We start from the raw sequence: 22638 nt of genomic DNA, 5'->3' as shown, positions 1-22638 counted from the left end.
GAGTCGGTCGCCGCCAACCTTTTTTCACCAACGTCCCCGGACCGCTTTCGCCAGCGGCCCGGGGACGTTTGCTTTTTGGACTATAGCAATCGTGCCAATGGCTTTAAAGAAGGGTGTGTTGTATTTTTAACAATATTTTAATGTGCCTTTATTGTGCAAGTTTCACCAGCTCGTTATAGTCGTAGCATTGATTGGCTAACCGTACTATTGTATCTGGGTCTTGTTGGCACGGGATGGGTATGCATATATGCTTCTAGCTACTCAACTGATGTATCAGCAAATCAATTGGGTGGATTGAGCTTTGATAAGTTAATGGCCTTCAATTGGTTTAAGCAATTACTTTGGATTGCGACTGCTATTGTTTTGGTGGTTGTACTGTTGGTAGTGGATTATAAAGCGTATGATACGTTGGCATATGCATTGTATGCTGGCATGATACTGCTACTGTTGGTGACCATGTTCGTGGCAAGGCCGATTGCGGGTTCGCGGTCGTGGTTGGAATTGGGGCCTGTCCGCTTGCAGCCGGCGGAGTTTGCCAAATTCACAACAGCGTTGGCGGCATCTCGATTTATGTCGAGCATCAATCTTAGGTACCAAGACTGGCGCGACCAGTTGGTACTGGCCGCTATTACTTTATTGCCACCTCTGCTGATAGTCGCTTCTAATGAGTCTGGGCAGGCATTGGTATTTGGGGCATTGCTACTGGCCTATTTTAGAGAGGGCATGTCACCTTTGATACTGCTGCTGCTGGCAGCGGCGGGCAGCATTTTGCTGTTGGCACTTTTGGTGCCCAAGGTGTGGCTGTTTGCGTCTTTTACGTTGATTCTGGCTGTTGTACTTGGATTGAATCGTCGGGTGATGAGGCATCACTTGCCGCTGGCGGTGGGGGTATGGCTGGTGGTCATCGGAATGGTGGTGGGGGTGGACTTTTTTTATAATAAAGTTCTGCAACCACACCAGCGGCAAAGGATTGAAATACTTATCAACCCTTCGGCGGACCCATTGGGAAAGGGCTGGAATGTGACCCAAAGCAAAATTGCCATTGGTTCGGGGGGCTTATTGGGAAAGGGGTTTCTGCAAGGGACTCAAACCAAGTTTGACTTTGTGCCGGAGCAAAGCACCGATTTTATTTTCTGCACCGTGGGAGAAGAGTTTGGCTGGCTGGGTAGCTTGGTGATACTGGGGCTATACCTCACGTTGCTGTGGCGCATTGTCTATGTGGCTGAGCGACAGAAGTCCGTTTTTGGACGTACGTATGGGTATTGCGTGGCCAGCGTGTTGTTTTTTCATGTGACGGTGAATGTGGGGATGACGATAGGGCTGGCGCCGGTGGTGGGCATTCCGCTCCCATTTTTCAGCTATGGAGGTTCGTCGTTATGGTCGTTCACTATTCTGCTTTTTAGCTTGCTGGCCATTGACGCGTATCGCAAGCAGGACTTGGTGCGCTGATGGGGAAGAGGCAGGTACCGGGTTGGGTATGGGCCGTGTTGGTGGGCGTGCACCTACTGGCATTGGGCTGGGCGCTGGTACTGGACCGCTGGAATTTTCCTGACTCAGGCCGCTACCGGCAGGCCGCAGCAAACGTGCAACTACACGGCGAACTATATGCCCGGCCGTGGCCAATGCAAGCCCCGCAAGGGCAGGCGGTGCAAGAGTTCACCATTCGCCCACCGGGCTATCCTTTGGTTGTGCTGGGCCTGGGGGCTGCATTTGCTAAGCCGGTACTGCTGCTGGCAGTACAAAGCGTGCTGAGTTTGTTCGATATTGGGCTGGTGCTGGCGTGGTGGGCTAGGTGGGCCCGACCAACTGTCAAATTATGGTTATTGGCATTGGGAATGATAGCTACATTTCCAGCCCAGCTTATTTATGCTGGTGCGGTGATGAGCGAAACGGTGCTGCAGGGCATGGTGATGGCGATGGTTGTGACCTGTCTGTTGTACATCCGGGAAAAAAAAGCCCGGTATGCCGGATGGTTTGTGGGATTTCTTAGTTTGGCATTACTGATTAAGCCCGTTTTCTACCCTTTGGCACTAGTGGTAGCGGGCGCCGGTCTACTAGTCGCCGGGTGGGGCAGGCGTTTTGCGTTGGCCGTAATTGGTTTGGTGCCGGTGCTAGTGGTGGGAGTATACATGGGATGGAACGAACACCGCACGGGGTACTTTCACTTCTCGAGCATCACCGATATTAATTTGCTGCATTACAACGCGGCTGGCGTGGTGCGCCAAACCGCCGGAGCCGTGGCAGAAGATGCCTGGGTAGCCAACGTGCTGCAGGAGGCCAATGCGACCGGAAGTTTTAAAGCCCGTCAGCGAGTGATTCAGGCACGCGCCACGCAGGTAATCGCGGCGCATCCGGTGGTTTATGCCCGCCAACATTTGCAAGGCATGACTGCTTTTTTTCTGGACCCGGGGCGCTTCGATATTAGCGAATTTCTGGGCCTGACGCCGCCGGCTGGCGGCGGGCTGTTGGCCCAAGTGCGGGCGGGCGGGGCACTGCGGGCCGTCGGAAGCCTGCCGCTGGCACTACTGGGCTGGTTGGGCGTGGTGTTCGCCGCGAATGTGGGGCGGTTGTGGCTGGCGTGGCGGGGCTTTCAGCGACTTGGGCGCGCGGCGGCGCTGTGGCGCTATGGCCGCTGGGTGGCCGTGGGTTTTTTGCTCTACGTTGCGGGGCTGACCGGCCCGCTTGGCGCAAGCCGATTTCTGGTACCCGTGTGGCCATTGCTGCTGGCCTTGGCGCTGGCCGGGCTGCCAGAGCAGGCTACTCCCGAGCCGGCAGCAGGTGGCGCCAATGGCTGAAAACGAAGGCGAGCGCGGCGCAAAAGACCGGTGCCGCGAGGTAGCCCATGCGACCCAGGTCGCCGGAGAGCAGCATGTGAATTGCCACGATGGCAAGCAAGCCGGCATCGACTGCACCCAGAGGGGCGAAGATGGTCCGTGCCGCTCGGCTGGCCCTTCTTTTTTCGAGCCAGTAAGCCGCCGGCAGCAGCAGGATGAAGAAGCCGAAGATGCTAAGCAGTTCGCCCACCCCTTTGGGCGAGGCGGCCCGATGCAACGAGTAGACAATATTATCCACGTGTTCCAGCGCATTGAAAACGGATTGGCTGGCTGAGGCTCCCACCCGGGCATCGACCCAGTGGTGCACCGCCAAAAGCGCGGCTAAGCCAACGGCCAGCGCCAGCCCTTGCTTCGGCCAGGCCATGGCCCCGCGGCCAAACCAAAGCAGCCATGGCAGCACAAAAACGAACGATTCTTTCGACAGGGGACCCAGCAGCAGGGTCAGCCCCAGCGCCCAGCCCCCGCCGGGGCCACGCCGAACGGCGTAGTAGCCCAGGCTTACCACCAACAGGTAAAGGCTGTCGGTGAGGGGCAGGCCGGCGCCGTAGACGGCCCAGCGGCTGGTGAGCACGGCCAGCATGGCCAGCATGGCCGCCTCGGGCAAGGCGCCTGCGTGGCGCGCGGCATTGAACCAGCAGGCGCCAGCCGCGGCCAGCAGCAGGCAGTTGACGACGTAAAACGCAAACCGCAAGGGCCATTGCCCCGCCGGCCGCTGGGGCCAAATCCGGCCGTAGAGCCGCGCGACGGGCGCGGCCACCACAGCCGCCGCGCCCGGCACCAGCACGCGGTAGCGGTGCGTCACGCGCACGCTGTCGAACCGGCCCTCGGCCATGCGCAGGTAGCTGCGCGTGTCGAGGGAGTGCGAGAAGTCGTAATGCACATACATCGGGTAGGCCAGGTTGGCCAGAGCGGCCACGGCCAGCAGCCACGGCAGCAGCCAGCGCCGCAGCCGCGGACCCAGAATGGGCTTGGGAGGCGTTGAGCTAGGCAAACTTGCGCTCAATGAGCTTCAGCAGCTTGTTGACGTGCTCTTCCTTGCGGCTCCAGTCGTAGCGCTGCGACAGGTCGCCGGTGACGTAGGCCCGGGCCTGGTCGGCGGCTGGCAGCGAGTCGAGGTGCTGAATGGCGGCGTGGTAATCCATGTTTTCGCCCCCAAATAGCTCGTTGATGAAGCTGAAGCGCTGGTTGATGGAAATGGCTTCGCGCAGGCTTTCCACTTTCGGACCGGTCCGCTCGGCTAATGACGGCGCGGCCGTGCTGGCGCGCAGTGCTTCCGCCAAAGGAGAGGTGCTGGGCTGCACGGCCTTTAGCTTCTCGTGCAGCGGCACCGGGCCAGCGTCGGTGTTGGGCAAGGGGCGGACTGGGGCTGGCGGCGCCAACGGAGTTGGTGCCACCGGCTCCGGCATGGGAGCAGGTGGAGGAGCAGGGGCCGCCACAAACGTCGGAGGCGTTACGGCCACGGGCTCGGGGGCTGGCTTAGGGGCCGCCGGGGCCGGCTCGACCGCTACGGCCGGCGCGGTAGCCACCGATACCGGACCATCCTCCAGCAGGTCGGCGGTGGTGAGCGGCAGCAGGGCACTGAGTTCCTCCACAAGGCGCTGCATGGGCTGGTGGGCCTTGTAGTTGGCGGCGTGGTAGAGTTCGAAGCGGTGCGTCAGAAAGTCGCGGCTCAGGTCGCTGCTGTTCGGCAGGCTGTCGATAAAACCCTGGTAAAAAGGCTTGTCGATGTCAATGTAGCGCAGGCTGTCGCGCAAGGCCGTGAGCGTGGGCGTTTCGGTGCTGCCGAGCAGCAGGCGCTGGAAGCTGCCGGGCGGGTCGGCCACCAAGCCCAGGGCATCGACGGTGGCTTGGGCCAGCAGCGGCTCGTAGGCCGCGCGCCCCAAGCTGATGTGCCGCGACAGCACGTTCATGAACTGCGTGAGGGCTGCCTGCACGGGGGCGGCTTCAAAGTCGAAGTAAGGGCTGCGCAGGCGGGCCGTTTCGGCCTGCCACTGGCCCAGCAGCTGGCGCACCACCAGCAGATTGAGCTGGCGCACGGGCGTGAATTTCAGCACCGCCGGACCGTCGAGCGGAGTGGCAGCGGCCGCAGCGAAATGCTGGTCGCAGAGCCGGGCGGCCAGGCGGCGGCCATATTGGGCGCACTTGGCAAGACTATATTTGTCGTTCATAAAAAGGCCGGGTTTCGGTGGCCGAAGTTAGGCACAAATGCCCCTGTTAACGATTGAAAACTTACCCGGCGCGCCCGTGGAAGTGCCCGCCGGCGCCACCTTGCTGGCCGCCATTCAGGCCGCCGGCCACGACTGGATGCACGCCTGCGGGGCCAAGGGGCGCTGCACCACCTGCCGCCTGCAGGTGCGCACCGGCCTCGAAAATCTGAGTTCGCCCACCGACGCCGAACTGCGCTACCGCGCCGCCGGCCGCCTGCTTCCCCACGAACGTCTCACCTGCCAGGCCCGGTTGCCGACGGGCGAAGTCGCTGGCCGGGTGCCGGATGCCACGAAGCTGCCGCACGTGCGGTACTCGAACGATGCCCAGTAATTCCCGCATCAAACCAAGCGCCCAGCATTGGGCGCTTTATGAGCAACGGCTGCACCCGGAGGCCGCTTTAACGGCTGCGCAAAAGCGCGAATGCATGGCCTGCATCGGGTTGGGAATGGGGATGCTGGCCTTGCTGGGGCCTTTTGTGCCCTCACGGCGCCCGGGCAGCCACCTGCCCACCACCTGGGAAGAGTACACGGCCAGACTGGTGCCCGGCATCGGTATCGCGGTACTTGTGGGCATGGCGGCGTTTTACGAATACATCACCAAGCCCGCCAAAAACCAACGGTTGGGCTACCGTTGGGTAGGGCGGTTCGGGGTGATGAGAAAGCAGAAAGTTTTGGGCTCGGCCTGGCTGGAATTGGACCCCGATGACCTGCACCGCGTGGGCATAGCCCCGGCAGATTTCGACCACTTCCGGAAGGGCGACACGGTGGAGGTGGTGTACTCGGCCACGCAGGATTTGATAAGCGTAAGCAAAATAAACCCGCCCGCCGCAAGGCCCTGTCGCAGTGCAGCTCGGAAAAAAGAACCCGGCCGTGGCCGCCCGCTACTGCGCCCCAGGCCGTACTTTAGAGTTCCGATGGGCCTAAGCTGCCCGTTTGCTCACCTGCTTACGTTTCCGATTGTGTTTATTGAACCCCGCGTTGGCAACCGCCACAACGCCCCGCGCCGGGGCTGGATTGAAGTGGTGTGCGGCTCCATGTTTTCGGGCAAAACCGAAGAGCTGATTCGCCGCCTCACCCGTGCCCGCATTGCGCGGCAGCAAGTTGAAATCTTCAAGCCGGCCCTCGACACGCGCTACCACGCCGAGGACGTGGTGAGCCACAACGCGGCCCGCATCCGCTCGACGCCGGTGGCCCTGCCGTCCGAAATCCTGCTGCTGGCGGCGGGGTCCGACGTGGTGGGCATCGACGAAGCCCAGTTTTTCGACGCTTCGCTGGTCGACGTGTGCGAGCAGCTGGCCAACAACGGCACCCGCGTCATCGTGGCCGGGCTCGACATGGACTACCGCGGCCGCCCCTTCGGCCCCATGCCGGCCCTGCTGGCCACCGCCGAATACGTGACCAAAGTGCACGCCGTGTGCGTGTGCTGCGGCGAAATTGCTTCTTATTCCTACCGCATTGCGGCCAGCGAGAATCAGGTGCTGCTGGGCGAAACCGATTCGTACGAAGCCCGCTGCCGCCCCTGTTTCCTGGGCGGCATGCAGGTAGAGCGGCCCGCGCCGGAGGTGCGCTCCACGGCCGCGCACTAAATGGCGAGCCGCAGCGTTGGCCAAAAAAGCCCAAGGCTTTCATTCTTTTTTGAGTTCTGTTAAGCGTATGACCCACTTTTCCCGTTGTTTGCTGGCCTGGGCCGGGCTGCTGTTGCTGGCCGGCAATGCCCACGCCCAAACCGTTGGCTACGGCGACTGGCAGCTGCATTTGCCCGCCAACCGCCCCCTGCGCCTGGCCGATACCGGCGACCGGTTGTACGTGACCACCGAAAACGCCTTTTATTTTTTCGATAAAAAGCAAAACACCTCGCAGGTGCTCTCGCGGCGCGACGGCCTCAACGGTGGGCACGTAGACGCGCTGGCCTACGACTCGCTGACCCGCCAAACGGTGCTGGTGTACAGCGACGCCAACATCGACGTGCTGCGGCCCAACGGCAGCGTGCGCAACCTGAGCGACGTGCAGCGCAAACTAATGCAAGGCACCATTCAGGGCGGCAAAGTCCCCGTCAAGCAGGTGTCGATTGGGGCCGGCAAGGCCTACGTGAGCACAAGCTTCGGCGTGGTGGTGGTGGACCTGAAGAAGCTGGAAATCAGCGACACGTACACCAACATCGGCCCCGGCGGCACAGTGGTGACGGTGTACGACGCCGCGGTGGCCAACGGCGCCCTGTTTCTGGCCACTTCGGTGGGCCTGCTGCGCGGCTCGCTGACGACCAACCTGCTCGACTACCGCAACTGGACGCTGTACCTGCCCACGCCCCTGGGTGCGCCCGACCAGCGCGTGTACTCGTTTCTGGCCGTAGAAGCGGGCCAGGTGTACGCTGCCATAGATGGCAATGCACATTCGGTATATAAATACATCCCGGCTACCCCACCGGCTCAGGCCACCTGGCAGCCAGTGCCCGGCACAGAGGCCCAGCAGTACCGCCGCTTGCGGAGCAGCGGCACCGGCCTGCTCATCATGGACGACCAGGCCGGCGTGCGCCGGCTCGACCGCAACGGGGGCGTTACCACGGTGGTGCCCCCGGCGGCTGGCTCTTCGTCCATCGAAGATGCCGTTCGCTCGCGCGATGGCAACTATTACGTTGCTAATTATAGCCTGGGCCTGGAGCGAACAGCCCCCGGCGCGGGCAAAACGCCGGAGTTTTTTGTGGCAAATGGACCCCAAACCTCGTTGGCTTATAGCCTGCTTGCCGACGCTCGCTCCAACAAGGTCGATGTATTTACGGGAGGCTATTCGGAGCGGTACTTCTTTTTGGAGTCCGGCCCTCAGAATGGCTTTTATGAATACGCTGGCGGGCAGTGGACCAATTATACGGACAAGGTCTTTCCCAGCACGACGGACTTTCCAAATCCGGTCAGGCCGGTGCGCGGCACCCGCACACCCAATGGAACGCTCTACGTGGCCAATTTCGGCAGCGGTTTGCTGGAATGGAATGGGGTGAAGAACTTCCGGCTTTTTGACGACAGTACGCCGGCTGGCACTCCGTTGCAGGGCACATTTAGCATCCCTGGTCGGGTGGAGATAACCGACCTGGCTGCTACGCCGGAAGGCAAAGTCTGGGTAGTAAACCGCCACCTGCGCAATAATGGCCGCTCGGGCCTCTCCCTCTTCGACCCGGCCACTACCACCTGGCAGGTCATTCCCTTCGCGCTGGGTTTCGATGCCCTCGACCGCATTGCGTTGGACGACAACGGCTACGCCTGGGTATCGGTGTCGCGCAAGACAGACGCCAGCAGCGTGGGTGGCCCCGCCATCGGCCTCTACGCCGTCGACCCGTCGCCCACCGCGCCCAATCCGCCGCGGTTGTTCAACACCTCCTCGGGCCTGCCCGATAACCAGATTTACGAGTTGGCCAAAGACCGGCGCGGGTTCATCTGGGCCGCCACCATCAAGGGCGTGGCCTATTTCCGGGAGCCGGAAGGGCCTTTTGCCACCACCCAGGGTTTCACCCAGCCGTTTGTGACGCGGGGCGAGGGCACTGGCTTCAACGCGCTGTTCAGCGAAGCCGTGCGCACCCTGGCTGTGGACGGCGCCGACCGCAAATGGTTTGGCACCGACCGGGGCCTGTGGCTTTTCAGCCCCGACGCCGACGAGGCGCTGCTGCACTTCACCACCGCCAACAGCCCGCTGCCGTCCGACCGCATCGTGGACGTGAAGGTGAACGACAAAACCGGCGAGGTATGGGTGGCCACCCAAGCGGGCGTGGTCACGTTCCGCGGCACGGCCACCGTCACGGAAGGGCCCGTGAAATGCACGGCCGTATTCCCGAACCCCGTACGGCCCGACTTTGCGGGCACCCTGGGTATTTCGGGTTTGGCCAACAACGCCCTGGTGAAGATTACCGACGTGGCAGGCCATCTGGTGTATGCCACCACCGCGGCCGGCGGCACCGTGACCTGGAACCTGACCAACCCCGACGGCCAGCGCGTGCGCTCGGGCGTCTACCTGGTGTTGTCGACCGATGCCGACGGCAAAAATGGCTGCGTGAGCAAAGTGGCCGTACTGAGCAAATGATTGCTGATTCGCCGATGAAGTAAGGTGCTGATGCGCTGAGCCGCCTTTCCTGAATGAGGGAGTACGGCCCGTCCAGCAAGCACATCAGCACCTTACCTTATCAGCAAATCAATAAATTGCACCATGCTGATAAAGACCCGGGGCATTGTCCTCAGCTACCTCAAATACCGCGAAAGCAGCATCATTGCCCGCATCTACACCGAGCGGCTGGGCGTGCAGAGCTACGTGGTGAACAGCGTGCGCAAGGCCAAGCCGCCGGGCCGCATCGCACTGTTTCAGCCCTTTACGCTGCTTGAGCTGGTGGCCTACGTGGCCAAGGGCAGCAGCGGCCTCACGCGCTTGTCGGAATACCGGTGCGCCGAGCCTTTCCGGACCCTGCCCTACGAGGTGCAAAAAAGCAGCGTCGTGCTGTTTTTGTCGGAAGTGGTGGGCCGGGCGGTGCGCGAAGAGGAGCAGAACGAGCCCCTGTTCCAGTTCCTGCACGATTCCATTCTGGCCTTCGACCGCCAAACTACCGGTACCGAAAATTTCGCCCTGGTTTTCCTGTTGCAACTGGCCGCCTACCTGGGCTTTGGCATCAGCTCCGGAGCCGAGCTTACCGACCAGGTGCTCATGGCCGGCCACGCGCCCATAAGCAAAGGCGCCACCGGCCCGGCTACCCTGCGCCTGCACGAGTTCGACGGCTATGTGGATGAGCTGCTGCGCGCGCCGGCTGCTAGCACCATCCCCAACGGCCGCGTGCGCCACGAACTGCTGAACGTCATCATCCGCTACTACCAATTGCACATCGAGCAGCTCGGCGAAATTCGCTCGCTGGACATTCTCTCGCAGGTGCTGAACTAAGCGCGGTGGGCCTAGTGGAGCGCTCAGTAGGAGTTATTGAAAATCCACTAGCTCCACCTCGAAGCGCAGCACGGCGTTGGCGGGAATGTCGGCGCCCGCGCCGCGCGTGCCATAAGCCAGCGGCGACGGGATGAGCAGCACGGCCTTGCTGCCCTTGGGGAGCATGGCGATGCCCTGGTCCCAGCCCTGAATCACTTGGCCCGTGCCCAGCGCGAAGGCAATGGGCTCGTTGCCGTGCTTGGCCGAGGAGTCGAACTCCTGGCCGGTGGCCAGCACGGTGCCGCGGTACAGCACGCGCACGGTCTGGCCTTTCTGGGGCGTGGGGCCGGTGCCCAGCTTCTTGATGATGTAGTAGGTGCCGCCGGCCGTTTTACGGGCAGTGGCGTTGTTTTTCTTCAGGTAGGCCTGAATCTGGGCCACGTCTTTCGTCATTTGCCCCGCCGATTTGGCCAGCTCCCGCTTGGCCATTTCCGCCTGCAGCTTTTCCTGGCGGGCCATCATGTCGGCCACGGTCAGCAATTCCTGGGCGCTGGCCAGTACCACCAGCGTGTTGCCGCTTTTGCGGAGGAAGGGCGGCACGGGCTGATGAAACGTGTTGGCAAACACCGTATCGGCCTGCAGTCGAAACACGCCGCTGTCGCCGGGCAGCAGCAGGCTCAGGCCTTCTTCAATACCGCCCCGGGCCGGCTTTTCGGGCAGCTGCACGGGCTGTGGCGTGGGCTGCATGTGGCGCGACTGCATGAGCACGGAGTCGCGGCCGGTGCGAAATTCCATGAACACCGTGAGTACTTGGCCGGCGCGGCTGGCGTAGGGCGCATCGGCCGGGGCCAGGGCACGGGGCTGGTACTTGCCCGCCGCATCCTTGCGAAACAGGCGGTAGTCAGTGCCCGAAGGCAAGCGGGAAAAGGCCGGAGCCGTCTGTGCCGCCGCCGGCTGTCCAACGGCCAGCAGGGCACCCGCCAGAATGAGCAGAAAAGAACGCGTCATCAGCAAAAAATCGTGAATAAAAAGCTGGCGCTAGCCAGCCAGTAGGAAATGGGGGCAAGAACAATGCGATGAGTGGCGCCGGCTAGCGCACGCCCAGCACCTGCAATTCAAACACCAACTCGGTGTCGGGAGGAATTAAAAAGCGGGTGTCGTCGTCGGGATGGCGCACGCCTTTGGCGCCGTAGGCCAGTGCCGCCGGAATCCAGGCCCGCACCCGCGAGCCCACGGGTAGCTGCGGCAGCAGCTCGTCCCAGCCCGCAATCACCTCGTGCCGCCCCACCCGAAACCGCAACGGCGCGCCCCAGGCCACGGTGGCATCGAAAACGTGGCCATCGGGCAAAAAACCGGTGTAGCGCACGGCCACGCGGCTGCCGGCGTGGGGCAGGGCCCCGGTACCGCGCTCATGAAACACGTAGCGCACCCCGTTGGGGGTGCGCTGTGGCACCAGGCGCACGGTATCGGAGCCGGCCACGGGCGCGCTGGGCGTGGTGGGCACGGCCGGTTTGGCCCCACCGTCCTGGGCGCGGGCCCCGGCAGCGGCCAGTAGGCCCGTGGCCAAAGCCACGGTTGTTAGCCCGCGCCGGGTAGCCCACTCGCTCGTCATAGTCGCTTATAAAACTTCGAGAACTTCTACGTCGAACATCAGGGCCGAATCCGGGGGGATACCCGTGGTACCCGCGGGGCCGTACGCCAGGCGCGAGGGCAGCAGCAGCAGCTTGCGGTCGCCGGCGCGCATCAGCAGCAGGCCTTCGTTGAAGCCGGGCCGGATGGACGGGTCGCCAGCCGTAAACACGACGCATCCGCAGGCCGTGTGCTTGTCGGCCGAGTTATCAAAAATAGTCCCGGCCGGGTAGGCCGGGTTGCCCCCCGACGCCGGGTAGCCCGACGTCTCTGGGTGCGCGCCGTTGCTCAGGAAGCGGCCCACGTACTTCAGCCGCACTTGCTTGCCACTGGTCACGGCGGGGCCCGTACCGTCTGCCACGCTCACCAGGTATAGGCCCGAGTTGGTGCGGGTGGCTTTGCTGGCGAGGTTGTTGCGCTGCAAATACCGCTGAATGGTGTCCTCGTCGATGACGCGCATTTGGTTCTCGTGGTCGGCCAACTGCTGTTGGTAGGTGGTGGAGTTGCAACTCCACAGGGCCGGGGCCGCCACCAGCAGGCCCGCCGCCAGCACCCAGAAGCGCGAACGGAGCAAAAGTTTTTTCATGGCGAGGCGATAAAAAGATTCCGGCCAACGGAGCCCGGGCAGCAGTGCCGCGTCGCCCGTTGGCCGGAATCGGAACGTGTAAGTACTAAGAGTTATTGGACGTCAACAAGTTCCACTTCGAATTTCAGCGGCGAGTCGGCCGGAATGTCGGCGCCCGCGCCGCGCGTGCCATAGGCCAGCGGCGAGGGAATGAGCAGGATGGCGCGGCTGCCCTTGTTGAGCAGGGCAATGCCTTCGTCCCAGCCCGGAATCACCTGGCCCTGGCCGATGGGGAAGTCAATGGGCCGGCCGGCTTTGGCCGACGAGTCGAATTCCTTGCCGCTGAGCAGCGTGCCGCTGTAATTCACGCTCACGGTCTGGCCGTTGGCGGGCTTGGGGCCCGTGCCCGGCTTCAGCACCTGGTAGTAGATGCCCGAAGCCGTTTTCTGCATCGTGAGGTTGTTTTTCTTCATGTAGTCCTGCAGCACGGCATCGTCCTTCTTGAACTGGGCCTGCACTTCGGGCGTGGCGAGGGCTTTGGTCTGAGCCGCTTTCTGCTCTTCCATCTGCTTCTTGAACTCGGGCGAAGCCATGCGCTGCTTCATCTGGGCCGCCATGGCGCGCTTCTGCAGCTCCGGCTGCATGGCCTGGGCTTCGGCCTGGTCGATGAGCTTGCCCGTGGTGGCCACGTACATCATCACCACGTTGCCGCCGCGCTTCAGGAACGGGGGCACCGGCTGGCCCGATTTGGGCTTAATCAACGAATCGACCTGGAAGCGGAACACGCCGCTGTCGCCGGGCTGCAGCAGGCTCAGGGCCTCGTCGGGAGCGCCTTTTTGCTTGAGCTCCTGCAGGGGCAGGGGCACGGGCATGCCCACGTCGCGGCGGGTGTTTTGCAGCACCGAGTCCTTGCCGGTGGTGTAGCGCATGTGGCCGAGCAGGAACTTGCCGATGCGGTCCTTGTAGGTGGGGTCGCCGTCGGGGCCGATTTCGCGGCGCTCGTAGCTGTTGCCCACTTTCTTGAAAATCTTGTACTCGATGCCGGACTTGGTCTTGGCAAAGTCACCGCCGCCTTTGTTGCAGGCGGTGAGGGTAGCGAAGCCCAGCAGGCCGGCCGCCAAGGCCAGCTGCCGCGCAGGGCGGGAGGAAAAACGCATGAAAATAAAAGAAGTGAAGAATCAGAAACGGTTCAAAGTTACGCCACCGGCGGCGCTACGGCGGCGGGCACACCCGTTAATTGTTCCTTGTACTCAAGCAGGATGCCGAGGAAGCGCTCCACGGTTGCATCCAGCGTGTCGTAGCTGATGCCGCCGGCCGCGTTGTGGTGCCCGCCGCCGTCGAAATGGCGGCGCGAAAAGTCGCTTACCGAGAAATTGCCCACCGAGCGGAAAGAAATTTTCACGGCCACGCCGCGGTCGATGAACACGGCCGCGAACTTGATGCCCTCAATGCTCAGCGCGTAGTTTACCAAGCCTTCGGTGTCGCCGGTTTTGCTCTGGTACTCGCGCAGTTCTTCCTGCGTGATGGCAATGTAAGCGGTGTTGAACTCGCGGTTCACCACCAGCTTGTCCTTCAGCACGAAGCCCAGGAAGCGCAGGCGGATTTCGGAATGCGAGTCGTAGATGAGGCGGTGCACCTTGGAGAGGTCGATGTTGACCTTCAGCAGCTCGGCAATAATCAGGTGCACGTTGCGCGAGGTGCTGGGGTGGCGAAACGAGCCCGTGTCGGTCATGATGCCCGCGTACAGCGCCTCGCCGATGCCTTTGGTGATGAGGTCCTGGTCGCCAAGGTCGCGGATGATTTCGAAAATCAGCTCGGCTGTAGCGGCGGCGCTAGGGGTCGAAAAAACGATATCGGCGAAGCTTTCGGGCTCCTGGTGGTGGTCCACCAGCACCTTTACGCCGCTGGCCTGGCGCACGTACTCGCCCAGTTCGTTGATGCGGCCGAGGCAGCTAAAGTCGAGGCAGCAGATGACCTCGGCGCGGTTCACCAGGTCGCGCACCTGGCGGTCGTTCTGGCGCCTGTCGTACACCACCACTTCGTCGTTGCCCTCCATCCAGTTGAGGAAAGCGGGGTAGTCGGAAGGCGTGACCACGGTCACGTGATGGCCCTTTTGCTTCAGGTAACCAGCCCAGGCCAGCGACGAACCCAGCGCGTCGGCGTCGGGCTTGTGGTGGGTGGTGATAACTACCTGCTTGGGCTGCGCGAGCAACTCCTGCAGGGCAAGGATGGAACTAGACATCGACAACGTGAATGGCCCAGTGGGAAAACGGCGGGCCGGTGGCTTACAAATAATTGGGGCGGCAAAAGTCGGAAGAAATCTGGTCTTAACAACGCGGCCCCCCCGGAAGGTTCTGTTCGGCTATCCCAACGGGCCCTGGGGCCCGGCCGAGGAACGGCGCCGGCTTTGTGGCTACTTTTGCCCCGCAATTAGTTTTCAACCAACCCCCTCCCCGCCCCAACAATGGCCACCAACCGCACTTTCACGATGATTAAGCCCGACGCCGTCCAGGAAAACCACATCGGTGGCATCCTGAGCATGATTGAGGCCGGCGGCTTCCGCATCGTGGAGCTCCAAAAAATCAACCTCACCGCCGAGCGCGCCGGGCAGTTCTACGCCGTGCACGCTGAGCGTCCCTTCTACAACGACCTGGTGAAGTACATGTCGAGCGGCCCCATCGTGGCTGCCATCCTTGAGAAAGACAACGCCGTGGCCGATTTCCGCACCCTCATCGGCGCCACCAACCCGGCCAACGCCGAAGAAGGCACCATCCGGAAAAAATACGCCAAGAGCATCGAAGCCAACGCCGTGCACGGCTCCGATTCCGACGAAAACGCCCAGATTGAAGGCGACTTCTTCTTCGGCTCGAAGTAATTCGCAGTTAGAAGGATAAGCGTTAAAAAAGCCCGCCCTGCATCGTGCAAGGCGGGCTTTTTATTTGTGCCAAATGCTGACTTTTTTTATACCAAATTTGTATTGCCGAGCTTATAATCAACGGTTGAAGCCGATGCGGCCGGGCGTTTTGCTTTCGCTCACAAAGTCGGCTTTGTCACGGTTGTAGAGGTCGGCCAGCGTGATGGGCTCCGTGACGGGCTCGGTTTGGCCGAGGGTGGCGGCCAGGGCCTGGGCTTTTTCCACGGCCAGCGGCTCGAAGCGGTAGGAGGCGATGAGGCGGCCCTTGCGCAACAGAGCCTTGTCGATGCGGGCCAGCTCGGCGTTGAACGTGCAGATAATCTGGATGTGAAAACCGTCGGAGAGCAGGCCGTCGGACAGGTTCAGCAGGTTGCTGACGGCGTTGCCGCCGGGCCCGTCGCGCTTCGAGAGCAGCTCCTCGGCGTCTTCGATGAGCAGGATGGAGTTGGTGTTGTCGTGCAGCAGGTTGATGAATTCGGGGTCGGCGATGCGGGCGGCCAAGTTGGGCGGGATGAACAGCTTGGGCTTGTCGGTGAGGCCGCAGAGGTGGCGGATGTAGCTGGTTTTGCCGGTGCCGGGCGGGCCGTGCAGGATGACGATGCCCTTTTCTTCGGGCTGCTGCAGGCGCCGCAAAATGGTGTCGTGGGCGGGCAGAAGGTCGTCGTTGTAGTGCGTGGCCAGGTCGAGGGCCGGAATCTTGATGGGCAGCGGCGTAAACTCCAGGTCGTTGAAGGCCAGGCGCAGCACCTGAATGCGCTGGTGCTCTAGCTGCCCGGTTTCGAGGTGGCTGGCCAGCAGCGCGCGCAACTCGGCCAGTAGGGCCGCGTCGGCGTAGGCCGAGTAGAGCAGCTGGGCGGTGCGGTCGCCGTAGGGGCCGCGGTCAAAGAAGCACAGCAGCAGGTGCGGCGCCAGATTGAGCGAGTAATGGCCGATTTCCGGCGTTTTGCCCACTTTTTCGATGTAGACGGAATGCGCCACCGTGGCCGCCTCCAGGTCGTGGCTTTCGGCCAGCTTGGCCAGCACCTGCTGGCGCGCTTCGGCCTCGGCTAGCTGGTAGATTTCGCGGCGCGGCAGCACGCCAAACGCGGCGTAGAACCAGGCGTTGGGCTGAAAGTAGGAGTCCTTGTCAAAGCTCTGGGAGAGGTCCGGGGCGGCCGCCGGTGGCCAGGGAGATGTCATATACCAGTGATGAACGCAATGGGCTGTGGCTCAAAAACAAGCCGGCCCGCGCAGCCGAAAGGTACGAAGCCCGCCCCGCGTGAATCAAGGCCTCAGGGCGCGGAGGCGCGGGTTTTGCCCGGCACATCAGCAAAAAAGCCCCGCCATTGGCGAAGCTTTTTTGTTGGCAATAAGATGGTTTTGCCACAGAGCGCTCCTGCTGGCGCTACGCCTGCTCCACCGAAAACAGGCCTTCGGGCTGGGGCTCTTCGGTGGGCTGCGTGGTGTGCTTGTGCTTGAAAATGAACACGAACAGCACGGCAATGGCCAGTGCGTAAGCGGCAAACGTGAGCCAGATGCTGTGCCAGTCTTTCACGCCGTTGGCGTCGGTGAAGTACGCCTGAATGATGAGGCCGCTCAGCGAGCTGCCCAGCACGGCGCCGAAGCCGTTGGTCATCATCATAAACAAGCCCTGCGCGCTGGCCCGGATGCTGGGCTGCGTCTGGGTTTCGACGAACAGCGAGCCGGAAATGTTGAAGAAATCGAAGGCCATGCCGTACACGATGCACGAGAGGATAATCATCCACAGGCCCGAGCCGGGGTTGCCGTAGGCAAACAGGCCGAAACGCAACACCCAGGCAATCATGCTGAACAGCATTACTTGCTTGATGCCGAAGCGGCGCAGGAAGAACGGGATGGCCAAGATGAACAGCGTTTCGGAAATCTGCGAGATGGACATGATGATGGCCGGGTGCTTTACCGAAAACGTGTTTTGGTAAGCCGGCACTTTGTCGAAGTCGTGCAGGAAAGTGTCGCCGTAGGCGTTGGTGAGTTGCAGGGCCGCGCCCAGCAGCAGCGCAAACAGGAAGAAGGTGAGCATCTTGCGGTCGCGCAGGATGGCGAAGGACTTAAGGCCCAGAATTTCGGCCAGGTTCTGGCTCGACGTGCTGGCTGACTGGGGCGGGCAGGCGGGCAGCGTGAACGAATAGATGCCCAGCAGAATGGCTGCGCCGGCCGCCACGTAGAACTGGCTGGCCGACTTCTCGAAGCCCAGCAAACTCACCGTCCACATGGCCACGATGAAGCCGACGGTGCCCCACACCCGAATGGGCGGGTAGTCCTTCACCACGTCGAGCCCCTGGCGTTTCAGGATGGAGTACGACACGGCGATGGACAGCGCCAGCGTGGGCATGTAGAAAATCATGTTCAGCAGGATAACCCAGAAGAACGTGCCGGGGTCCGTCACCATGGGGATGGTGCACAGCACGAGGCCGCCCAGGATGTGCAGGATGCCGTAGAGCTTTTCCGCATTCACGTACTTGTCGGCCACGATGCCCATGAGCGAGGGCATGAAGATGGAGGCAATGCCCATGGTCGAGAAGATGGCGCCGAACTGCGCGCCGGACCATTGCTTCGTTTGAAACCAATACGCGCCAATCGTTATCAGCCACGAGCCCCAGATAAAGAACTGGAGAAAACTCAGGATTGTCAGGCGCAACTTAGTGTTCATGCAGAGTCTGTTTAAATAGAGGTGGGATTTAGGCTGCTAAAGATACACGGCTTCGGGCCAGCGTGAAGTGCCGGGCCCCGAAGCCAGCCGCGGGACAACAGGCCCAGAATTGAGCCGGCGATGCCCGCGCCCGGCATGTGATGGCGCCACCAGCTTCTTCCGTAACGTAGCTTGCGCCTGCATTATCCCCTCACCGATGGCTGTGGCCGAACGCGTTGCTGAGCCGGGCCCGTTGCCCATGAAAACACCTTTTCCCTGGCGTGGCGCCCTCACGGCGGCCGCGCACTATACCGCGGCTTTTTCCGTCACCACGCTGCTGCACGAACTGGCCCACGCCCTGGTATCGAAGGCGCTGGGCGGGCAGCCGGTGCTCTACAACAGCGCCGTGAACAGCCTCAACCAGCACCTGCCCGCGAGCAGCGAGGTAGCCATTGCCCTGGCCGGCCCGCTGCTGAGCCTGGTGCAGGGCCTCGTGTTTCTGGCCTGGGCCTGGCGCCGGCGCGGGGCCGGCGATGCCGCGTTGTGGCGCCTCTACCTGGGCTTGTTCGGCATCATTAACTTTCTGGGCTACCTGCTCATTGGCCCGTTCGTGCCCTATGGCGACATTGGGCGGGTGGAGGCCCTCTGGCACGTGCCCATGTGGGCCAGCGTGACGTTGGCCGCGGGCGCGGGCTTCGGCCTGCACTTGGCCGTGAGCCGCACGGCGCCGCTGTTTCTGGATTTTGGGCCGGGCCTGGCGCGCCCGCAACGGGGCCAGCTCATGAGGGCCCTCGTTGCGCTGCCGTGGCTGCTGGGCTCGGTGCTGATTACCGCGCTGGGCTGGCCGTCGCCCACGCCCATCAGCTTCATTTATCCTATTATGAGCAACATGGTGCTGGGCGCTGCCTGGGGCGGGGCCATGCGCCAGCCCTACCCAACGTCTGCGACTGGTGAAACGCTGCCACTTCTGCCTTCGCTGCATCTGGGCTGGGCTGTGGCTGCGCTGGTGGTCGTCGGCGTCGTGTTTCGGCTGCTGGCACCAGGAGTTGCTTTGTAACTGAATGAGAGTAAAAAAGCCCCAACCTGCGCAGGTTGGGGCTTTTTTACTTCCGTTCCGTTACAAGCGCAGGCCTGCGGCTACGCTTCGTAGCTGGGCGAGAACGTGCCGGCGGGCTCGCCGCTGGCCACCGGGTAATCGGTGTAGCCGTCGGCAAAGCCGTTGGGGCCGGGCGCGTAGAAGGTGGCAAAATCGGGCTGGGCCAGCGGCTGGCCGGCTTTCAGGCGCTCCACCAGGTCGGGGTTGGAGATGAAGGGGCGGCCGATGGCCACAAGGTCGGCTTTGTCGGCCAGCGCGGCTTCAATCTGGTCCACGGTGGTGTAGCCGCCGGCCAGGATGAGCGTGCCGGTGAATTTCTCGCGGATGGTGGCCACCGTGGCAGCCGGCACGGCGGGGGCGCCCATGCTGGAATGGTCGACGAGGTGCAGGTACACCACGCCAATTTTTTGCAGCTCCTCGGCCAGATAGGCGTAGGTTTCGTCAATCTCGGCGTAGTGCGGCATGTCGGAGGCCACGCCCCAGGGCGAGAGACGGATGCCGGTGCGCTCGGCCCCGACGGCTTCGACCACGGCGCGGGTCACTTCGAGCACGAAGCGGGCGCGGTTTTGCACGCTGCCGCCGTACTCGTCGGTGCGCTGGTTGGAGTGCGGGCTCAGGAACTGCTCCAGTAGGTAGCCGTTGGCGCCGTGCAGCTCCACGCCGTCGAAGCCGGCTTCCAGGGCCAGCTTGGCGCTGTGCACAAATTCGTCGCGCACGTGGGCCAGCTCCTCGGTGCGCAGGGCGCGCGGGGTGGCGTTGGGCTTCATCTGCTCCTGGTCGGTCCACATATCGCCGGCGGCGGCAATGGCCGAGGGAGCCACGCCCTCGGCGCCCTCGGGCAGGTTGAGGCCGTGGAAAATGCGGCCGGCGTGCATCAGCTGCACGAAAATGTGGCCGCCGTGGTGGTGCACCGTCTCGGTGATGCGCTGCCAGTTGGTGGCTTGCTCCTGGTTGAACAGGCCGGGAATGCGCGCGTAGCCCAGGCCGTTGGCCGACGGCGAGGTGCCCTCCGTGATGATGAGGCCGGCGGTGGCGCGCTGGCGGTAGTACTCGGCCATCAGCTCGTTGGGCACGTTGCCCAGGGCGCGGCTGCGCGTCATGGGGGCCATCACAAGGTGGTTGGTGAGGGTGAGGTTGCCCAGCTTGGCGGGCTCAAATGCTTTGGTTGACATGGGTTCTGAAGAAGCTGTGGCGCGCGTGAGTCGCCGGATTGGTTGAAACGCGGCTAAAAAGCAAGTAGGTACATGAATTGTTTTTAAGCAGATGCTTGGTAGAGACGCAATATGTTGCGTCTCGTCGCCGCGCCGTTCGAGACGTCGTGTGGCCGTCATTGTTCAACGACGAGACGCAACATGTTGCGTCTCTACTGCCATAAAAATTAAAAAGCCCGTTTCCGGCGAGGAAACGGGCTTTTAAAGCTGCTTAACTGGCTAAACCTACGCGGGCGTGGCTTCGGCGAAGCGACGGTTTACTTCGTCCCAGTTGATGAGGTTGAAGAAAGCGGCCACGTAGTCCGGGCGGCGGTTCTGGTACTTGAGGTAGTAGGCGTGCTCCCACACGTCGAGGCCCAGCACCGGGATGCCTTTGCAGCCGGCGTCGGGCATCAGCGGGTTGTCCTGGTTGGGCGTGGAGCAGATTTGCACCGAGCCGTCGGTTTGCTTGCAGAGCCACGCCCAGCCCGAGCCGAAGCGCGTGGTGGCGGCTTTGGCAAATTCTTCTTTGAACTTGTCATACGTGCCGAAGGCCTTGGTGATGGCGTCGCCGATGGCGCCGGTGGGCTGCCCGCCGCCGTTGGGCGAGAGGATGGTCCACCACAGCGAGTGGTTCCAGTGGCCGCCGCCGTTGTTGCGCACGGCCACGGGGGCCTTGGCGATGTTGTGCAGGATTTCTTCCAGCGACTGATTTTCCATTTCCGTGCCCGCGATGGCCGCGTTCAGGTTGGTCACGTAGGCCTGGTGGTGCTTGGTGTGGTGGATTTCCTGGGTCTGGGCGTCGAACGTGGGTTCGAGGGCGTCGTAGGAATAGGGAAGTTTCGGAAGTTCGAATGCCATGGGTGAAAAGGGTTTGGGGTGGTGAGGGTATGAGCGTGTCGAAGGTAACTAACCCGCGAAGCCGCTGCTAGGTTACGGCCGCGGCCCGCGAGCATCAAAAATAGGCTATTTGCGCTTTACATTGAAGAAAGCCTGCATGAGCGCCGCGCACTCGGCCGCCTGCACGCCGCCGCGTAGCGTGGTGCGGGGGTGCAGCAGCTGCCCGTGCCGCCGGAAGCCCACTTTGGGCTCGTTGGCGCCAAACACCACGGCTTTCAACTGGGCCCAGTAGCTGGCGCCGGCGCACATCACGCAGGGTTCGATGGTGACGTAGAGGGTGCAGTCGGCGAGGTATTTATTGCCCAAGTAATTGGCGGCGGCGGTCAGGGCCAGCATTTCGGCGTGGGCCGTCACGTCGCGCAGCTGCTCGGTCTGGTTGTAGCCGCGGCCGATGATTTGCTTTTCAAACACCACCACGGCCCCGATGGGAATTTCCTCCGCTTCGAAGGCTTTTTCGGCCTCGGCCAGGGCCTGGAGCATGAAATAATCGTCGGTCATAAGGGCTGTAGCGCGGACTTTGTAGTCCGCGTTTGTGCAAGGTCAGAGTCGTTTATTCGCGGACTACAAAGTCCGCGCTACGTTACTTTTTCATCGCAATGGCACCCATTACGGCCTGAGCCGTGGGCTGCCACTGGGCCTGCTCCTCGGCGGGGGCCACGAAAGTGAAAACGTATAATTGCGTGCCCTCAATGGCGTATTGCACGGCCTGGTAGCGCTTGATGGGCGCCATCTGGCTGCCGGTGCGGCGGGCATCGGTCACGGTCGACACGAATTCAAAGTAGATGAAGTCGCGGCCGTTGACGGTGCGGATGTCTTCCTTCAGGAAATCAACTTTGGTGTAGAGGCGCTGGATGCTGGACTTGTAAATCTTAATCAACACGCCGTAATCGAAGCTTTCGAAGGTGGTGGGGCGCACGGCCACGCTGAAATCGACGCGGCCGCTGGGGTTGGAAAACACGGCCAGCGGCTTGCGCGGCGAGGGATACTTCACGGCAATGCCGTCGTCGGGCAGGGGCGCAAAGCCGGCCGGCACGCCCACGCTCAGGCCCGAGCCCAGCTTGGTAGTGGTGAGCTTGGGCTTGGGCGCAAACGCGGTGAGGCTCAGCAACAGCAGCAAAAACGACAGGATTCTCATAGGTAATTTATGCATAGCAGGATACAAAAGAACGTCATGCAGAGCGGAGCGAAGCATCTTGCCCGCGCAACTAATCCGTTTTCAATCGGATTAGTTGCGCGGGCAAGATGCTTCGCTCCGCTCTGCATGACGTTCTGAGGGCGAAACGAAGCCGGCGGCTTAGCGCCGCGCGGCGGGGTACTTGATGCGGACCTTTTTCCAGTACACGTAGTTGCCGGTTTTGGCCTCCACGAGGTAGGTGCCGGCCGGAATCTTGCCCAAATCGACGGGGGCGCCGGTGTTGTTGGCCGGGTCCAGCTCGGTCTGGTAGATGACTTTGTTTTTGTAGTCGGTCATCACCAGCGTGCCGGGCTTGGTGAACTGCTGCGTGAAGCTGAGCAGGATGCTGGTGGAGTTGGGCTTGGGAAATACGTCGATGCCCGACAGCGTTTCGATGCGCTTGACGGGGCCATCGAGCGTCACGGCATCGGCCGTGCCCTTGGATTTGATGACGGTGCCGGAAGCGTCCGACTTGCTTTTCGTCTTGATTTTGGTTTGGGCCTGCGCGGTGCCGGCGGCCAGCAGAGCGGCGGCCAGGGCCAAAGAAGGGAGGAGTTTCATGGAAATTTGAAGGGAACGAAGACAACAAAGGAAG

Annotated in this window: 22 protein-coding genes; 8 read left to right on the top strand and 14 right to left on the bottom strand. The window is 62.2% G+C overall.

What is annotated here, in order from left to right:
• Positions 1-153: 153 nt before the first annotated feature.
• Positions 154-1449 carry a rod shape-determining protein RodA gene (gene rodA, locus I2H31_RS24075; protein ID WP_196295617.1) on the top strand — a complete coding sequence of 432 codons (1296 nt, stop codon included), beginning with the start codon at positions 154-156 and terminating at the stop codon, positions 1447-1449.
• Positions 1450-1496: 47 nt separating this feature from the next.
• A complete protein-coding gene (locus tag I2H31_RS24070; protein ID WP_196295616.1) occupies positions 1497-2795 on the top strand; it encodes a hypothetical protein in 1299 nt (432 codons plus the stop codon).
• Here I2H31_RS24070 and I2H31_RS24065 read toward each other — a convergent pair.
• The gene (locus I2H31_RS24065; RefSeq protein ID WP_196295615.1) at positions 2758-3825 is read right to left on the bottom strand and encodes a hypothetical protein; all 1068 of its coding nucleotides are present in this window, start codon (positions 3823-3825) and stop codon (positions 2758-2760) included. The genes I2H31_RS24070 and I2H31_RS24065 overlap by 38 nt on opposite strands.
• Positions 3818-5002, bottom strand: a complete 1185-nt coding sequence (locus I2H31_RS24060; protein ID WP_196295614.1) for a hypothetical protein — start codon at positions 5000-5002, stop codon at positions 3818-3820. Before I2H31_RS24060 ends, I2H31_RS24065 begins: the two co-directional genes overlap by 8 nt.
• A 37-nt stretch (positions 5003-5039) precedes the next feature.
• Here I2H31_RS24060 and I2H31_RS24055 point away from each other — a divergent pair, with 37 nt between their 5' ends.
• From I2H31_RS24055 to recO, 4 genes are all read left to right on the top strand, one after another.
• Complete coding sequence (locus I2H31_RS24055; RefSeq protein ID WP_196295613.1) at positions 5040-5372, top strand: 2Fe-2S iron-sulfur cluster-binding protein; 333 nt, start codon at positions 5040-5042, stop codon at positions 5370-5372.
• A 628-nt stretch (positions 5373-6000) separates the two neighbouring features.
• Entirely contained in the window at positions 6001-6627 is a 627-nt protein-coding gene (locus I2H31_RS24050) for a thymidine kinase (RefSeq protein ID WP_196295621.1), read from the top strand.
• 67 nt (positions 6628-6694) lie between these two features.
• Positions 6695-9106 (top strand): type IX secretion system anionic LPS delivery protein PorZ, encoded by a 2412-nt coding sequence (gene porZ / locus I2H31_RS24045; protein WP_196295612.1) that lies wholly within the window; start codon positions 6695-6697, stop codon positions 9104-9106.
• 123 nt (positions 9107-9229) lie between these two features.
• On the top strand, positions 9230-9949 hold the full coding sequence (gene recO / locus I2H31_RS24040) for a DNA repair protein RecO (protein ID WP_196295611.1): 720 nt from the start codon (positions 9230-9232) through the stop codon (positions 9947-9949).
• A 33-nt stretch (positions 9950-9982) separates the two neighbouring features.
• Here recO and I2H31_RS24035 read toward each other — a convergent pair whose 3' ends face one another.
• The 5 genes from I2H31_RS24035 to I2H31_RS24015 form a co-directional block, all read right to left on the bottom strand.
• Positions 9983-10936, bottom strand: coding sequence for an FKBP-type peptidyl-prolyl cis-trans isomerase (locus I2H31_RS24035; RefSeq protein ID WP_196295610.1), 954 nt, complete (start codon positions 10934-10936; stop codon positions 9983-9985).
• A gap of 82 nt (positions 10937-11018) precedes the next feature.
• The gene (locus I2H31_RS24030) at positions 11019-11495 is read right to left on the bottom strand and encodes an FKBP-type peptidyl-prolyl cis-trans isomerase (protein ID WP_196295609.1); all 477 of its coding nucleotides are present in this window, start codon (positions 11493-11495) and stop codon (positions 11019-11021) included.
• 51 nt (positions 11496-11546) lie between these two features.
• A complete protein-coding gene (locus I2H31_RS24025; protein WP_196295608.1) occupies positions 11547-12143 on the bottom strand; it encodes an FKBP-type peptidyl-prolyl cis-trans isomerase in 597 nt (198 codons plus the stop codon).
• A gap of 92 nt (positions 12144-12235) precedes the next feature.
• Positions 12236-13279: an FKBP-type peptidyl-prolyl cis-trans isomerase gene (locus I2H31_RS24020; RefSeq protein ID WP_196295607.1), complete on the bottom strand. Its 1044-nt coding sequence runs from the start codon at positions 13277-13279 to the stop codon at positions 12236-12238.
• Positions 13280-13317: 38 nt separating this feature from the next.
• Complete coding sequence (locus I2H31_RS24015; protein WP_196295606.1) at positions 13318-14364, bottom strand: DHH family phosphoesterase; 1047 nt, start codon at positions 14362-14364, stop codon at positions 13318-13320.
• Positions 14365-14586: 222 nt separating this feature from the next.
• Here I2H31_RS24015 and I2H31_RS24010 point away from each other — a divergent pair, with 222 nt between their 5' ends.
• A complete protein-coding gene (locus tag I2H31_RS24010) occupies positions 14587-14997 on the top strand; it encodes a nucleoside-diphosphate kinase (RefSeq protein ID WP_196295605.1) in 411 nt (136 codons plus the stop codon).
• A 117-nt stretch (positions 14998-15114) separates the two neighbouring features.
• Here the strand turns inward: I2H31_RS24010 and I2H31_RS24005 are convergent, their stop codons facing one another.
• Both I2H31_RS24005 and I2H31_RS24000 read right to left on the bottom strand, forming a co-directional pair.
• Entirely contained in the window at positions 15115-16215 is a 1101-nt protein-coding gene (locus I2H31_RS24005) for an AAA family ATPase (protein ID WP_196295604.1), read from the bottom strand.
• A gap of 205 nt (positions 16216-16420) precedes the next feature.
• A complete protein-coding gene (locus I2H31_RS24000; protein ID WP_196295603.1) occupies positions 16421-17704 on the bottom strand; it encodes a nucleoside permease in 1284 nt (427 codons plus the stop codon).
• Positions 17705-17942: 238 nt separating this feature from the next.
• On the opposite strand from I2H31_RS24000, the gene I2H31_RS23995 reads away from it, so the two are divergent.
• The gene (locus I2H31_RS23995; protein ID WP_196295602.1) at positions 17943-18740 is read left to right on the top strand and encodes a zinc metalloprotease; all 798 of its coding nucleotides are present in this window, start codon (positions 17943-17945) and stop codon (positions 18738-18740) included.
• A gap of 80 nt (positions 18741-18820) precedes the next feature.
• On the opposite strand, the gene I2H31_RS23990 is transcribed toward I2H31_RS23995, so the two are convergent.
• The 5 genes from I2H31_RS23990 to I2H31_RS23970 form a co-directional block, all read right to left on the bottom strand.
• A complete protein-coding gene (locus I2H31_RS23990; RefSeq protein ID WP_196295601.1) occupies positions 18821-19951 on the bottom strand; it encodes an alkene reductase in 1131 nt (376 codons plus the stop codon).
• Between the two features lie 264 nt (positions 19952-20215).
• A complete protein-coding gene (locus I2H31_RS23985; RefSeq protein WP_196295600.1) occupies positions 20216-20830 on the bottom strand; it encodes a superoxide dismutase in 615 nt (204 codons plus the stop codon).
• A 105-nt stretch (positions 20831-20935) separates the two neighbouring features.
• Positions 20936-21367 carry a nucleoside deaminase gene (locus tag I2H31_RS23980; protein ID WP_230688028.1) on the bottom strand — a complete coding sequence of 144 codons (432 nt, stop codon included), beginning with the start codon at positions 21365-21367 and terminating at the stop codon, positions 20936-20938.
• Between the two features lie 82 nt (positions 21368-21449).
• On the bottom strand, positions 21450-22019 hold the full coding sequence (locus I2H31_RS23975) for a hypothetical protein (RefSeq protein ID WP_196295599.1): 570 nt from the start codon (positions 22017-22019) through the stop codon (positions 21450-21452).
• Between the two features lie 144 nt (positions 22020-22163).
• A complete protein-coding gene (locus I2H31_RS23970) occupies positions 22164-22604 on the bottom strand; it encodes a T9SS type A sorting domain-containing protein (protein WP_196295598.1) in 441 nt (146 codons plus the stop codon).
• Positions 22605-22638 lie beyond the last annotated feature (34 nt).

It is taken from the genome of Hymenobacter ruricola, from assembly GCF_015694525.1.
Classification (GTDB): domain Bacteria; phylum Bacteroidota; class Bacteroidia; order Cytophagales; family Hymenobacteraceae; genus Hymenobacter; species Hymenobacter ruricola.
The sequence above is the reverse complement of the archived record's forward strand: the minus strand, read 5'-3'. Positions and strand labels throughout refer to the sequence as shown.